Below are 14,871 nucleotides of genomic sequence, written 5' to 3' on the forward strand. Positions count from 1 at the left end.
ATAACTATATTCGATATATACATCATGTGATTTGTGTCTGTTCAATAGTTGTATTTTTTGTGTTTTTTAGAAAAAATGAATTACTGTGGTTGATTCTGTTGTTCTTTTTCCTGTTTCTATTTGTAACGATGAAGAATGCGGGAAACTTGGGAAATTTTCTTTTGAATTTTGAGAGGTCTTATTCTCTGATATGTTTCTATTGCTTTTTTTATAGGATGAGCAGGCGATTATTCTTTATTGGAACTTCTTTTTTTTGGATGTCATTGATTTTAGTTAATACTATTCTTACCTTTCTTTATCCCAATGGATTGTATTTTTTTAATTCTCAATTTTCAGGTATAGATAAATCGTATTACTTCTTAGGAGTATCTAATCAGGTTATACCGTTTTATATGATTTCAATAGTGTTCGTTTTTTTGAAAAACTTTTATTTGAATAAAAATAATAAGGAAGTCTTTCTGTTGTTTATATGCATGTGGGGTTGTGAATTTGTGTATCAGTCTGCTACATCGCTTGTTGGATGTTTCTTTTTTACTATTGGCTATTTGTTTTTTGTATTGCCTAAAGATACACAGGGGAAGATTGTACATTCTATTCATCGGGGATACAATTTTATTTTAGTTGCCATGGCCATCACTGTGTTTATGATCCACTATTTGATAGTTGTGTATCAAATACAAAATAAATTTGCCTATTTAGTGGAAGTCGTTTTAAAAAAGGATTTAACATTTTCTACTCGAACTATAATTTGGAATAGTGCTATTAATATGATTGAAAAATCATTTCTTATAGGTTATGGGGCTGTTGAAAACAATAATAGATATATTGAGATAGGAAGTTCTTCTTTTAATGCTCATAATATTATTCTTCAGATATTACTTATGGGAGGAATCATATTGTTGTTGGTTTGTTTTTTACTTGTTTGGAAGTCAATTAAATCAATGTTGTTTTGTTTGGATTTGAGGGTCAAGAATATAGTGTTTTTGCTATTTGCTGTATTCTTCTTTATGTCCTTGTCAGAAGTGTATACACTAAATTTGATGTTTATTGTTCTATACTTGGGTTTTTTGATAAAAGAAAAAATTCCCTATTGTAAACATCTAGATGCTGAATCTTTTAGTAATAATGCAAGTATCCGATTGAATTTATACTAGTACAACTCTTGCGTTTGTTTTTTATATTAAATAATTAATCTAATGTTTGGTAAAATTAAATTTTTATTTTCTAGAATTTTAAAACAACTGTCTCCTGTATTTTATGTTAAGCAGAAATATTATAGAATATTTGGAACGAGTTTGGATTTAGTAAACCCTCAGGGTTTTAATGAAAAAATATGCTGGCTTGCCTTGTATTGGCAAAAGCCTATAGTAGTTAAATGTGCTGATAAATATGAGCTTAGAGAATATGTTAGCTCTTTAGGTCTCATGGAATTAATGCCTCAGCTATATGGTGTCTATACTGATGTGAAGGGTATAGAGTGGAATCGATTTCCTAAAAAGTTTGTGATTAAATGTACACATGGTTGTAAGTATAATATTGTATGCTTTAATAAAGATGAATTAGATATTCATTCTGCTGATATTTCTTTAAATAAATGGCTTCATTCTGTTTATGGTACCAATACTTATGAGCCTCATTATTCAAAAATGACACCTCGTATTATTGCTGAAGAGTTTATTGAAACTAGTGAAAGAGGACTTCCGGAAGATTATAAGGTATATTGTTTTAATGGAGAGCCAAAGTGTGTGTTGGTTTGCCTTAACAGGGAGTCGGAACTTGTACTTGAATGGTATGATCTTGAATGGAATGTATTTGATATTGGTGCTAAAAGTAATATGCGTAGGGCTAATAAACCTGCTTGTTTGGATCAGATGATAAAATATGCTCGAATATTGTCAAAAGGATTTCCTTTTGTAAGAGTTGATTTCTATGATAGTTTTGGTAAGCCAATTTTAGGGGAAATGACGTTTACACCTATGTATGGAATGGCTAAATATTATTCGAAAGAAGGGAATCTATTATTGGGCAGTATGTTGACTCTTCCAAATAAGTATAAAGGGCATTTTGAGTAATCTTATAAATGGTTGTTTTGAATTTGGAGTATTTGTGATGGAAGGAAAGATAAAAAAGAATCTTGTGTACAATGTATGTTATCAACTATTGGTAATCATATTGCCATTTATAACTGCACCCTATGTGTCAAGAGTTTTAGGGGCATACAATATCGGTATATATTCTTATACACAAGCTCTTGCTAATTATTTTTATCTTTTTGTGATGTTAGGAGTGATCAATTATGGGAATAGAACGATTGCTGCAATAAGAGACGATCGAAATACCTTGGATAAAACATTTTGGGAAATTTATTCTTTTCAGTTACTGGTTGGATTATTTGTTACGGCTTTATATTTTATTTACTGTATTTCTTATGTGAAAGAAAATCGATTGATATATTGTATGCAATTCTTTTATGTTGCATCGGGAATTTTTGATGTTAATTGGCTTTGCTTTGGTTTAGAAAAGTTTAAATTGACTACGATCCGTAGTGTAATTGTCCGATTGGGAATGGTATTTGCGATTTTTTTATTTGTAAAAGATCAGTCTGATTTATCAATTTATACGGGAATCCTTTCTGTTGGAAGCTTATTGGCTGTATTAGCTGTATGGCCATTTGTGTTATCAAATGTAAATTTTAGAAGACCTTCTCTTACTGGCATTGTAAAGCATATTAAACCTAATCTGGTCCTTTTTTTGCCAGTTGTAGCTGTCAGTCTATATAATATAATGGATAAATTGATGTTAGGAAGTTTTAGTACGGAAGAAGAAGTTGGTTTTTATACTTATGCAGAGCGAATAACTCAGATACCTAATACGATAATTTTAGCATTGAATTCTGTTCTTATGCCTAGAATGGCTAATTTATATGCCAAAAACGATACTATTAAGACTAGGAATATGATGGATAATATTATGTTATTTGCAATGTTTATGAGTGTATTGATGGCATTTATATTAGCGAGAATTGCTCCGAATTTTGCTCCTTGGTTTTATGGTGATGAGTTTGATCGATGTGGATTATTTATAGTGATGCTTTGTCCTATTATAATATTTAAAGGTTGGGCTGGCGTGTTGAGGACACAATATATTATTCCTAAAGGTAAGGATCGAGTTTTTATTACTTCATTGACTATAGGGGCAGTGGTTAACCTAATAATAAATTACTGTTTGATACCAAAATATAGTGGGATCGGTGCTGTAGTTGGTACGTTGTTCGCAGAGTTTGCGGTTTGTTTAGTGCAATTTACTATGATATATAAGGAAATTCCATTTAAGATTTATTTGAAAGATGGGCTTGCTTTTTGTTGTATGGGGCTCGTGATGTATAATGCCGTATTGTATATAGAATATTTAAATGTATCTCCATTCTTTACTATGGTAATACAAATTGTAATTGGAACTATTTTATTTACTATTTTGGCTGTATTTTATTGTATTAAAGTAAAGGGAATAAATGTAAGGAATAAAATTTTGTATGAATTGAAAAAATAAATGCATAATAGATGAAATCATTTCAAGAGTTAAAAATAGCCGTGGCCGGTACCGGTTACGTTGGTTTATCAATTGCCACTTTGTTATCACAGCATCATGAGGTGGTAGCCATAGACATAGTTCCTGAGAAGGTAGATTTGATCAATAATAAAAAATCACCGATTCAAGATGATTACATAGAAGAGTATTTGGCTAGTCATAAATTGAATTTGAAAGCTACGCTAGATGCGGTGATGGCTTATAAGGACGCTGATTTTGTGGTGATAGCGGCTCCGACAAATTATGATAGCCAGCGAAATTTCTTTGATACGTCCGCTGTTGAGGCTGTGATAGAGCAGGTGCTTCGTTTTAATCCAAATGCTTTTATGGTCATTAAAAGTACGATACCTGTTGGTTATACGATTTCCGTACGTGAGCGTTTTCATACAAAGCGTATTCTTTTTAGTCCGGAGTTCTTGAGAGAGTCTAAGGCTTTGTATGATAATTTGTATCCTAGCCGGATCATCGTGGGTACGGATTTGTCTGATCCGGAATTGGTAGATGCCGCTCATATTTTTGCTGAACTGTTGCAAGAAGGTGCTATAAAAGAAAATATAGATACCTTATTTATGGGGTTGACAGAAGCTGAGGCCGTAAAACTATTCGCAAATACATATCTTGCACTACGTGTTTCTTATTTTAATGAGTTGGATACGTATGCGGAAATGAAGGGGTTGGATACTCAATCGATCATAAATGGTGTGTGTTTGGATCCTCGTATCGGTAATCACTATAATAATCCTTCTTTTGGCTATGGGGGGTATTGTCTGCCGAAAGATACAAAACAATTACTCGCTAATTATGAGGATGTACCCGAAAATTTGATAGAAGCGATTGTGGAGAGTAACCGGACTAGGAAAGACTTTATAGCAGATCAAGTACTTCGTATGGCGGGTTATTATGCTTACGGGGAAGAGAATGAATGGAGTAGTGTACGGGAACATCCTGTTACGATCGGTGTTTATCGATTGACGATGAAGTCTAATTCTGATAATTTTAGACAATCTTCTATTCAAGGAATAATGAAACGAGTGAAAGCAAAAGGGGCTACTGTGATTGTTTATGAACCAGCCTTGTCGGATAATACTACATTCTTTGGGTCAGAAGTTGTTAATGATTTGGATCTCTTTAAAAAACGTAGTGCGGCTATTATAGCCAATCGATATGATGTGGAATTGGATGATGTGAAAAATAAGGTATATACACGAGATGTATATAGAAGGGATTAATCTAAATTAAGGTTAGCGTCCAAAAATGACGTATAGCATCATTCAACAGAAATATAGATCTTTGTTGCTGTAATTAAAACCCAATTAATATGTAGAGCAATAACAATTCTGAAATTTTTTTCCTCCGCTACAAATCCGAAGCGGTCACGAACAAGGATTCCATCCGATCCTTCTGTTTTAGAAATAAGGTACCGTATAACCTGTTTGAAAAATGGTTAAGATGTTTTCATGGGAGATGAGTTGAGATCTGTACATTTAAGGAGGCTGAACACCAACTGTGCCTGTCACATGTCCGGGCTAATATGTTAAAGCGTATGATCAAGGAGGTGAAAAAGAGAGCCTTGGTCTTTACGGACAGTTTGGATTTCTTCTTTAGAAAGGAACGTGATTATAATGAAGAGAATCTTATTCTTGAAGAAAGAGTCTGACGATCACTTACTATGCGATGTAACAGTATGTTACACTTTGGTCGTGACGAAGGTGTAGAAATGGTAGTTGCATATCATGGTGTAATCAGTACTGTGAGGCTGCAAGGGAAGTGCGCATGGGATTTCCTTGGTGAATTTTTCAAAAATATTTTTAATGGTTGTAAGGACTTTGTTAATCTCATACCCCAGAATATAAAGTTGGTATGTACTAACAGTTAAATTCAACGTTTTTAACATAAAATTAGGTAGGTGCTATAAAAGCGCCTATACATTGGTGCATGCTCTAATTTGAGTACCAACAAAGGTATTGCGTGATTGCCATAAATTAATTAGGAAAGTACTATTGGCGGTTTACTTTTGTTTATGTGGAGTCGATTTTTAAGATATCTCCTCTTCTATGTCTTCAACTCCCATGGTGTCAATCATGGGAGTACATATCGCCGATATGCTTATCGGTATAACGCCAAAAAAGAAAGAGGAACTTCCATGGAAGTGTTTGCAAGAAATGAGAACCACAAAGGTGCGATGATGAATGTGTAGATGATAGAATAGACTGTAGAATCGATATAGAATAAAGATATTTGTACCGGTCTTCTTTTTCCCTTCGGGGAGGTAAGGAGGCCGGTTCTGTTTTTATGTATGCCTTGATGATCCGTATATATAATGTGGGATTCGGCCTTCTGCGGTGCAGGGATAAATATTCCCCCTGTGATCGTGGAAATGAAAAATCTTATGAAAGATTTGAAGGGACTGTTGGGCGAGTTTCGGGGTTGGCCTACCGTTGAGTTGTTTAGTGTACGTCTGGCCGGATTGTCGGCGGAAGATAGGGAAAGGCATTTGCTGGGGTTTTGTAAGCTGGCTTTTGGGCATTATGAAGAGTTGCCGATGGGATATCGGAGATTGGTGGATGGTTATTTGGATGGGGAGCGAGGGGAGAACTTGATGGTGTGGTATTTGACAAGGCATACGCCGTGGAAGAATGCCCGTTATGAGTTGCATCGACCGGACTTGTTTTTGCGGATGGCGAAGCTGGTGGAGTTTACGGATCGGGATGGGCGTTTGCCTTATTCTCATTTGGCGGCTTGTTTATGTATGGCGTTTTTCGTCCGGAGTTTATCGGATCCTAATTCGGAGGTCTTGCCGAAATCCTTGGCTAGCCGTTTGAGCGCATTGAATATATTACCAAGTGATATTCTGGAACTGGCGGGGAAGAGGGAAATAACGGATGAGATGTGATTCTTTATTGATAAATGTTAAATGTACGTGGATTGAAGTCGATGAAATTTGGTGTGTTTTTCGTTGATTTGGGAATGTGTGTGTTGGCTGCTACGCCGTTAACTGTTTTGCATCATCTAAGTTAGGCTTTGTGGCTATTATACCTTTGTCATGTGTTCGAAGCATGGTTACATTCATTTATTCATTAAAAACGTATAGTTATGGCATTGAAATTTAAATTGGTAATGAGAAAGAATCTAGGTGAGGATCACGAATCTATTCCTGAAAAGGTATACGCTCAAATGGTGTATGGAGATCTGGTTACTTTCGATGAATTTGCGGAGGAGGTGGCGGATAGCTCTGGTGTAGGTAGCGCTAGCGTGAAGGCGGTTCTGGATCGTATGAATGTGGTGTTGGTCCGTCATTTACAGCATGGCAGGCGTGTCAGTGTAGGTGAGCTGGGGCTTTTCCGCTTTTGTTTCGGATCGTCGGGGGTGCCGGATGAGAAGACGTTTTCGACGAACTTGATTCGGGAGCCGAAAGTACGGTTCTACCCGGGCAAGGCGCTACGGGTAGCCAAGAGCCGGACAAGTTTTGAGAAAACTGCGCTTCCGAATGAAGAAGATGCGGGTGGAAACGGGAGTGATAGTGAAAGTCCGGATGAAATCTAAGAGCTATGAGGCGTTTGACGGTTCAATTAATTGTTGCGATCCTGCTCTCAATGAGCGGGATCACACTTCTCTTCAGCGGATTCTGGATTGATCCGCAAGGATTGATCGATAACAGTGTACTGGTGGCTTTCGGTGAGATCAGTACGTTTGCCGGGGCCCTTTTTGGGGTGGACTACTCTTATAAATTGAAAATTAATAATTGAAAATTATGGAAAGACATGATAAAAGGTTAACAGAGCATTTTTGTTTGGATGAGTTTACTTATAGTGGTATTGCCGTGGACAATGCGATAAATAATCAGCCTCCTCCTTGTGCATGTCTAGCGCTTCAAAATTTGGCAGTTGGTTTATTGGAACCATTACGTCTATTGTATGGGGCACCGATTGCTATATTGAGTGGATATCGGAATGAGAAGGTAAATCGTCTTGCTGGCGGGGTCGTTACCAGCCAACACTTGAAAGGAGAAGCAGCAGATTGCTATGTTGCCGATGGGCCGGAAAAACTGTTGGATGTGTTGCAATGTTCCGGTTTAGTATTTGACCAAGCTATATTATATAGACGAAAACGTTTTTTGCATCTTTCCTTAAAGATAAATGGAAATAACAGGATGCAAGTGTTAGTTTATAACAAATCTTGATACTTCGGTGCGGAAAGAGACTTGCCCATGATCAAGTGCGGAAGGGAAGATCTGTGATTTGGTGGACTGAAAAGGATATGATATATTTGCCTCCTATGATTAAGCTTGAATATCTAAAAAAGATACGTGTTCGTTGGATTATATTGGCGATCCTTCTCATCTCTGTATGGATCGTGATGGGAAATCCCAGATTAGGCGAATGGTATTCCCGTTCGATTTATCCATGGGTATCGGGTATGCTATCTCGTTTCTCCTGCTTGTTCCCTTTTTCCGTAGGGGATTGTTTTATTTATGGTAGCATCGCCGGATTATTAGGGTATCTGTCGTATGCGATTATAAGGAGGCGGAGGATCGGGAGGACAATAAGGCATGTTGTGGAATATCTGGCATGGGTGTATGTCTGGTTCTATATCGCTTGGGGATTGAATTATTTCCGGGAAGATTTTTTCACTCGTACGCAAACCACTTATGTGCCTTTTTCCTCGGAACATTTCCAATCCTTCTTGGATGCCTACACGGATTCCCTGAACGCCTCATGGGTTCCGATAGAGACGATCGATCGGGAGGTCGTGAAAGAGGCGGTGCAGGAAGGGTATCGGGAATTGCCTACTCGTTTCGGGCTTACCACTCCCGGAACCTATCTTCATCCTAAAACGATGCTGTTCTCCCGGTTGATGAGTGGAGTAGGGGTGATGGGATATATGGGGCCGTTTTTCACGGAGTTCAATTTGAACGGCCAGCTCTTGCCCGTGCAATATCCCGCCACTTACGCCCATGAGATGGCTCATGCGCTTAGTATATCCAACGAGGCCGAGGTTAATCTATACAGTTATTTAATATGCACGAGTTCTTCCGTGCCGGAAATCCGGTTCTCAGGTTACTTCTCTTTGCTGCCTTATGTGTTGAGCAACGCATATGTGGCTTTGGATAAGGACTCTTTTGAGGCATGGAAGAAAAGATTACGCCCCGAGATCAAGGACTTGTATAACGAGAAAGTAGCCTATTGGCAATCCCTATACAGCCCGCTGATCGGCGAGGCGCAAGACGTGGTCTATAATCTTTTCCTGAAAGGCAATAAGATACCTGCCGGAACCGCTAATTATTCGGAGGTGATCGCTTTATTGATCGCTTTGGAAGGAGAATGATTTATTCATCATTTAACTTCCTCCAAATAAAGCACTCGGCTCGAGTAATCATTCTGCTTGTGATAATCGACAATGTGATTATAAGGGATTTCCAGTCCGTTCGCCATGAGATATTCCCCGGTGAAAGCTTTACCCTCGAAGGCCAGAGGCTCGTTGTCGATCCGGTTCAGTTCGCAGACTCTGTATTTCTTGTCTGGGGATAATCCGTTCATTTTTACACGGGGTAAATGTTGGTTGACAAAATGCTCGGTCTTCCACCAATAAAATACGGCTTTGTCTTTCTCCGGTGAGGTGTACATCAAGGAAGCTACTCCCAAACGATCGTACGGAGAAACCAGACGGTAGATATCGCCGAATTGCACGACGGGACGGATCGTCTTATAATCGGCGATCGCCTTACGGCAAAGTGTTTTCTCTTCTTCTGTCATATTCTTGGGTTGGATCTCCATGCCCAAACGGCCGCTCATCGCTACGTCGATCCGATATTTCAGGGGAATGACCCGGAATGTTTGATGGTTGGGGGCGGCGCTGATATGTGAGGCCATGGCGATAGCCGGGAAAAAATAAGAAGTGCCCCATTGCATATAGATACGCTGTAAGGCATCGGTATTGTCGCTTACCCAAAACTCATCGAAGTAAGGCATGACCCCGTAATTTGCCCGGCCTCCACCGCTGGCGCAAGCCTGTAGGGTTAAATCCGGGTATTTGGCTCGGATACGCTCACAGACTTTCTTGAATCCTTCGTGATATTCGATATACATATGGCTTTGCTGATCCGAAGGCAGGTATTGGGAGCCATGGTTCAGGATGCTCATATTGGCGTCCCATTTGATATAATCGATCTCCGGGTATGTTGTCATCAAGTTGTCGACGATACCGAATATGAAGTCTTGCACCTCGGGATTGGAGAGATCAAGAACGACCTGTGTACCGCCACGCCCCAGGACGATTTCCCTGTTTGGAGCTTTCAATACCCATTCCGGATGCTTCTCGTACAATTCACTTGTCGTGTTGGCCATTTCCGGTTCGATCCAGATACCGAATTTAATACCATGCTTGTTGGCGTCGGCGATCAGGCCCTCGATGCCTCTTGGTAGTTTTCGGGCATCAACCATCCAATCCCCTAAGGACGAGTTATCTTTATTACGAGGATATTTATCGCCAAACCAGCCGTCGTCCATGACGAACAACTCGCCGCCCATAGACTGGATATCACTCATCATTTGGTCCATACCTTCTTGATTGATATCGAAATATACACCTTCCCAACTGTTTAGTAAGATTTTCCGTGCGGTCGCTCCATTCGCTATCTTATGTTTGCGTGCCCATGCGTGGAAATTTCGGCTGCTTCCGCTTAAGCCGTCCTTACTGTAAGTCAGCGCCAATTCTGGTGTACGGAAACTTTCTTTGGCTTTGAGGGTGTAAGCCGAGTTCTCCTCGTTTATTCCCGCAAAGAAATGGTGATAGTCGCTATCATCCGTATCGAAGAATAATTTGTAGTTACCGCTATAGCATAGGGCGGCGCCAATAACGGAACCGGTGTTTTCCTTTGGTTTTCCGTCTAGGGAGATCATCACTTCGGCGTGGGCGGTATGGGAGTTGCGGATACCATCCTTGTTTTTTATCATCTTGATGCCCGGTCGTAACGGTTCTTGTGCCAATTGAGCCTCGTTTGCCCATGAGCCGTATAAGTGGGAAACCCATACGTCTCCTTTCCGGATCGGCAGATGAGCGGAAGCGAAACGATTGAGGGTGATCGCTTTTTTCTCCTCATGCGTGATCTCTGTCCAAGTCTCGATGATATCAGCGTCCGGATAGGTTCTGTAACAGAGATTCATATAAAAAGGATACACTTTATCTTTTAATCGGATCGTTGTGATATCTGCTATTTGCTCTTTTCGTGTATCTACTTTTATGACTTCCAGTTGAAGGGTCATATTCCCGTCGCCATGGGTAACGGACAATGCGCTTTCGGAGGGACAATTCAAGCCGTAGACCGGATAAGCGGAAAATGTTTTCTGCTCGGTCTCGAGCAAGGTAGCCGCGTCGGAAGTGGATAACTTGTCTCCATAGTAGATGAATCTTACCTCTCCGCCGACAGGTGCGTCTAGCAATAATGAGGTATTCCTCGTGGAAATCAATACGTCTTGTGCCCATAAACTAGTGGTCAATAGGGAGGCGCAACATAAATAACCGAATTTACTCTTAATGTTCATTTTATTAGTAGGTGTTAGATTTAAATTCAGGGGCAAAAGTAGGAGAGAGCCGGTAGGTTTCCTAATAGGATTTTATCAGATACTGTTACTTTTCTGCTTTAACTAAAATTTGTTTCACGCAGAAGAACCCCGTGCTTTCATTAATGAAAATTCCATATTGTCTAATTCGAAAGAAATCACTAACTTTGCGGCAATTTTTTAGAAGCAAGATAAATACATCGCGATATGAGTAAGAAATTTACCGAATATTCTAAGTTTGACTTGTCGAACGTAAATAAAGAGGTGCTGAAGAAATGGAAGGATGGAGACATCTTCCATAAGAGTCTTGAAACAAGAGAGGGACATCCTACATTCGTATTCTACGAGGGCCCTCCATCCGCAAACGGTATGCCGGGTATTCACCATGTTATCGCCCGTTCGATTAAGGATATTTTCTGCCGCTATAAAACCATGAAGGGATTCTTGGTGAATCGTAAGGCGGGTTGGGATACACACGGTCTGCCTGTCGAGTTAGGCGTGGAGAAGGCTTTGGGCATCACGAAGGAAGATATCGGTAAGAAGATTTCTGTCGCTGAGTATAACGCCGCTTGCCGTAAGGACGTGATGAAGTTCACGAAAGAGTGGGAGGATCTGACGCAGAAGATGGGTTATTGGGTGGATATGGAGAATCCGTATATCACGTATGATAACCGCTATATCGAGACCTTGTGGTATCTATTGAAAGAGCTTTATAAGAAAGGTCTTTTATATAAAGGCTATACGATCCAACCGTATTCGCCCGCCGCAGGTACGGGCTTGAGCACGCACGAGTTGAACCAACCGGGTTGTTACCGTGACGTGAAGGATACGACTTGTACGGCACAGTTCCATATATTGGACCCGAAACCGGAGATGGCACAATTCGGCGATCCTTATTTCTTGGCATGGACAACGACTCCTTGGACGTTGCCTTCCAATACGGCGCTTTGCGTAGGCCCGAATATTACTTATCTGGCTGTACAGACTTATAATCCTTACACGGGTATCCCGATGACTGCTGTTATAGCGAAAGATTTATTGTCTGCTTATTTCAATCCGAAAGCTGCGGAGCTTTCTTTGTCTGATTACAAACCGGGTGACAAGCTGGTTCCTTTCAGCGTAGTAGGTGAGTGGAAGGGTTCCGAGTTGGCCGGTATGAAATATGAGCAATTGATCCCATGGGTAAATCCGGGTGAAGGTGCATTCCGTGTGATCACGGGTGATTTCGTTACGACAGAGGATGGTACGGGTATCGTACATATCGCACCGACGTTTGGTGCGGACGATAACCGTGTGGCGAAAACATTCGGGGTTCCTCCTTTGATGATGCAGGATAAGGATGGAAATATGCGCCCTATGGTGGATATGACCGGTAAGTTCTATAAGCTGGAAGACTTGGCTCCGGAGTTTGTACAAAATTGTATGAACGCCTCTGATTATGATCCATGGCAAGGAAAATTCGTGAAGAACGCTTACGATGATACGAAGACGGATAAAGATGAGACGTTAGATATAGAGATCTGCATGATGCTGAAGGCCCAGAACCGGGTGTTCAAGATCGAGAAGCATGTCCACAATTACCCGCATTGCTGGCGTACCGATAAACCGGTATTGTATTATCCGTTGGATAGCTGGTTCATCCGTACGACCGCTTGCCGTGAGCGTATGATCGAGTTGAACAATACGATCAACTGGAAACCGCAGAGCACGGGTACGGGACGTTTCGGCAAATGGCTGGAGAACTTGCAAGACTGGAACTTGAGCCGCAGCCGTTATTGGGGTACTCCGTTACCGATCTGGCGTACGGAAGATGGTAGCGAGGAGAAGTGTATCGGTTCCGTGGTAGAGTTGTTTGGCGAGATCGAGAAATCGGTGAAGGCCGGCTTTATGGAGTCTAACCCTTACAAGGACTTCGCTCCGGGAGATTATACGAAGGAGAATTACGAGAAGATCGATTTGCACCGTCCGTATGTGGATGATATTATCTTGGTTTCCGCTTCTGGTAAGCCGATGAAGCGTGAGACAGACTTGATCGACGTATGGTTCGATTCCGGCGCTATGCCTTATGCCCAGATCCACTATCCGTTCGAGAACTTGAAGGAGTTCGATAATCGTCAGATCTATCCGGCTGACTTTATCGCTGAGGGTGTTGACCAGACACGCGGTTGGTTCTTTACCCTGCACGCTCTGGGTACCATGATTTTTGATAGCGTGGCTTACAAGGCTGTCGTGTCTAACGGTCTGGTATTGGATAAGAACGGAAACAAGATGTCTAAACGCTTGGGCAACGCTGTTGATCCATTCTCTACGATCGAGAAGTATGGTTCGGACCCGTTGCGTTGGTACATGATCACGAACGCTTCTCCATGGGATAATATTAAGTTTGATATCGATGGTATCGAGGAAGTTCGCCGTAAGTTCTTTGGTACATTATATAATACGTATTCATTCTTCGCTTTGTACGCGAACGTGGATGGCTTCGACTACTCCGATCCGGATGTGGAATGGAGCAAGCGTCCGGAGATTGACCGTTGGATCCTTTCTCTGTTGAACAGCTTGGTGAAGGATGTGGATGGCTACTTGGAGGCTTACGAGCCGACTCGTGCCGGACGTGCTATCTCTGATTTCGTAAATGATAACTTGAGTAACTGGTATGTGCGTTTGAACCGCCGCCGTTTCTGGGGTGGTGGTATGACGGAGGATAAGTTGTCCGCTTACCAGACTTTATATACTTGCTTGGAGACAGTGGCTAAGTTGATGGCTCCGATCGCTCCGTTCTATGCCGATCAGTTATTCTTGGACTTGGTCGCTGTTACGGGACGTGAGAACGTTGAGTCCGTACACTTGTCCGATTTCCCGGTTTACGACGAGTCTAAGATCGACAAGAATTTGGAAGAGCGTATGCAAATGGCTCAAGATGTTTCTTCTATGGTATTGGCTCTTCGCCGCAAGGTGAATATCAAGGTTCGCCAGCCGTTGCATACGGTAATGATTCCGGTTGTAGACGCTCATCAACAAGAGAGTATCGAGGCTGTGAAGAACCTGATCTTGAACGAGGTGAACGTGAAGGAGCTGAAGTTCGTGGATAATACGGCAGGTATCTTGGTGAAGAAGATCAAACCGGACTTTAAGAAGTTGGGCCCGCGCTACGGAAAGATCATGAAGGCGTTGGCCGCCACGATTCAATCGATGAGCCAAGAAGATATCAACGCTTTCGAGAAAGCCGGAACGTTTACCTTGATGGTAGATGGACAGGAGGCCGTTTTGGAGCGTACAGATGTAGAGATCATCTCTGAGGATATCCCGGGTTGGTTGGTCGCTAATGAAGGTCGCTTGACAGTCGCTTTGGATATTACCGTAACCGAGGATTTGCGTAAGGAGGGGCTGGCCCGTGAGTTGGTGAATCGTATCCAGAACTTGCGTAAGAGCAGCGGTTTCGATATAACGGATAAGATCCATGTATCCATTCTTTCTTGCGAGGAGATGGATGAGGCGATCTATGATTATAAGGATTATATCGCTAACCAAGTATTGGCGGAATCTATCGAAATCATGGATAATGCGATCAGCGACGCTACGGAACTCGATTTCGAGGACTTTAAATTGTCCGTAAAGATCGAGAAAGCTTAAAAATAGAATAGCATTTCTTGCGGAAGAATTAGGAATGAAATATAGGAAAATCGATAATTATATTATCTTTGCATGCAAAGAAGAAATAATATGA

Annotated in this window: 11 protein-coding genes; 10 read left to right on the forward strand and 1 reads right to left on the reverse strand. The window is 41.1% G+C overall.

The genetic code is table 11. The features are described from left to right. Window positions 1–431 precede the first annotated feature (431 nt). The 9 genes from CI959_RS22000 (at window position 432) to CI959_RS21100 (ending at window position 8,913) form a co-directional block, all read left to right on the forward strand. Window positions 432–1,154 (forward strand): O-antigen ligase family protein, encoded by a 723-nt coding sequence (locus CI959_RS22000; RefSeq protein ID WP_224202555.1) that lies wholly within the window; start codon window positions 432–434, stop codon window positions 1,152–1,154. Between the two features lie 42 nt (window positions 1,155–1,196). After that, window positions 1,197–2,072, forward strand: a complete 876-nt coding sequence (locus CI959_RS21060; protein WP_011966011.1) for an ATP-grasp fold amidoligase family protein — start codon at window positions 1,197–1,199, stop codon at window positions 2,070–2,072. Further along, complete coding sequence (locus CI959_RS21065) at window positions 2,065–3,549, forward strand: flippase (protein WP_255223131.1); 1,485 nt, start codon at window positions 2,065–2,067, stop codon at window positions 3,547–3,549. Before CI959_RS21060 ends, CI959_RS21065 begins: the two co-directional genes overlap by 8 nt. Window positions 3,550–3,560: 11 nt before the next feature. After that, on the forward strand, window positions 3,561–4,817 hold the full coding sequence (locus CI959_RS21070) for a nucleotide sugar dehydrogenase (RefSeq protein WP_009017637.1): 1,257 nt from the start codon (window positions 3,561–3,563) through the stop codon (window positions 4,815–4,817). Between the two features lie 1,160 nt (window positions 4,818–5,977). Continuing rightward, complete coding sequence (locus tag CI959_RS21080) at window positions 5,978–6,481, forward strand: hypothetical protein (protein ID WP_008771657.1); 504 nt, start codon at window positions 5,978–5,980, stop codon at window positions 6,479–6,481. A 200-nt stretch (window positions 6,482–6,681) separates the two neighbouring features. Continuing rightward, window positions 6,682–7,131 carry an HU family DNA-binding protein gene (locus CI959_RS21085; RefSeq protein ID WP_005855526.1) on the forward strand — a complete coding sequence of 150 codons (450 nt, stop codon included), beginning with the start codon at window positions 6,682–6,684 and terminating at the stop codon, window positions 7,129–7,131. 5 nt (window positions 7,132–7,136) lie between these two features. Continuing rightward, window positions 7,137–7,334, forward strand: a complete 198-nt coding sequence (locus CI959_RS21090; protein ID WP_005855528.1) for a hypothetical protein — start codon at window positions 7,137–7,139, stop codon at window positions 7,332–7,334. A 5-nt stretch (window positions 7,335–7,339) separates the two neighbouring features. Then, window positions 7,340–7,768, forward strand: a complete 429-nt coding sequence (locus CI959_RS21095) for a D-Ala-D-Ala carboxypeptidase family metallohydrolase (RefSeq protein WP_005855530.1) — start codon at window positions 7,340–7,342, stop codon at window positions 7,766–7,768. 95 nt (window positions 7,769–7,863) lie between these two features. Further along, a complete protein-coding gene (locus CI959_RS21100; RefSeq protein WP_095231529.1) occupies window positions 7,864–8,913 on the forward strand; it encodes a DUF3810 domain-containing protein in 1,050 nt (349 codons plus the stop codon). Between the two features lie 8 nt (window positions 8,914–8,921). Here CI959_RS21100 and CI959_RS21105 read toward each other — a convergent pair whose 3' ends face one another. After that, window positions 8,922–11,129: an alpha-galactosidase gene (locus tag CI959_RS21105; protein ID WP_057317576.1), complete on the reverse strand. Its 2,208-nt coding sequence runs from the start codon at window positions 11,127–11,129 to the stop codon at window positions 8,922–8,924. Window positions 11,130–11,354: 225 nt separating this feature from the next. Here CI959_RS21105 and ileS point away from each other — a divergent pair, with 225 nt between their 5' ends. Further along, entirely contained in the window at window positions 11,355–14,777 is a 3,423-nt protein-coding gene (gene ileS, locus CI959_RS21110) for an isoleucine--tRNA ligase (RefSeq protein ID WP_005855534.1), read from the forward strand. Window positions 14,778–14,871 lie beyond the last annotated feature (94 nt).

It is taken from the genome of Parabacteroides sp. AT13, assembly GCF_002272965.1.
In the GTDB taxonomy this organism is placed as follows: domain Bacteria; phylum Bacteroidota; class Bacteroidia; order Bacteroidales; family Tannerellaceae; genus Parabacteroides; species Parabacteroides distasonis.

What these genes read in the sequence shown, in the direction of transcription:
- CI959_RS21060 (WP_011966011.1), top strand. Translation starts at nt 1,197, where the DNA reads ATGTTTGGTAAAATTAAATTTTTATTTTCTAGAATTTTAAAACAACTG.
- CI959_RS21070 (WP_009017637.1), top strand. Translation starts at nt 3,561, where the DNA reads ATGAAATCATTTCAAGAGTTAAAAATAGCCGTGGCCGGTACCGGTTAC.
- CI959_RS21080 (WP_008771657.1), top strand. Translation starts at nt 5,978, where the DNA reads ATGAAAGATTTGAAGGGACTGTTGGGCGAGTTTCGGGGTTGGCCTACC.
- CI959_RS21085 (WP_005855526.1), top strand. Translation starts at nt 6,682, where the DNA reads ATGGCATTGAAATTTAAATTGGTAATGAGAAAGAATCTAGGTGAGGAT.
- CI959_RS21090 (WP_005855528.1), top strand. Translation starts at nt 7,137, where the DNA reads ATGAGGCGTTTGACGGTTCAATTAATTGTTGCGATCCTGCTCTCAATG.
- CI959_RS21095 (WP_005855530.1), top strand. Translation starts at nt 7,340, where the DNA reads ATGGAAAGACATGATAAAAGGTTAACAGAGCATTTTTGTTTGGATGAG.
- CI959_RS21100 (WP_095231529.1), top strand. Translation starts at nt 7,864, where the DNA reads ATGATTAAGCTTGAATATCTAAAAAAGATACGTGTTCGTTGGATTATA.
- CI959_RS21105 (WP_057317576.1), bottom strand. Translation starts at nt 11,129, where the DNA reads ATGAACATTAAGAGTAAATTCGGTTATTTATGTTGCGCCTCCCTATTG.
- ileS (WP_005855534.1), top strand. Translation starts at nt 11,355, where the DNA reads ATGAGTAAGAAATTTACCGAATATTCTAAGTTTGACTTGTCGAACGTA.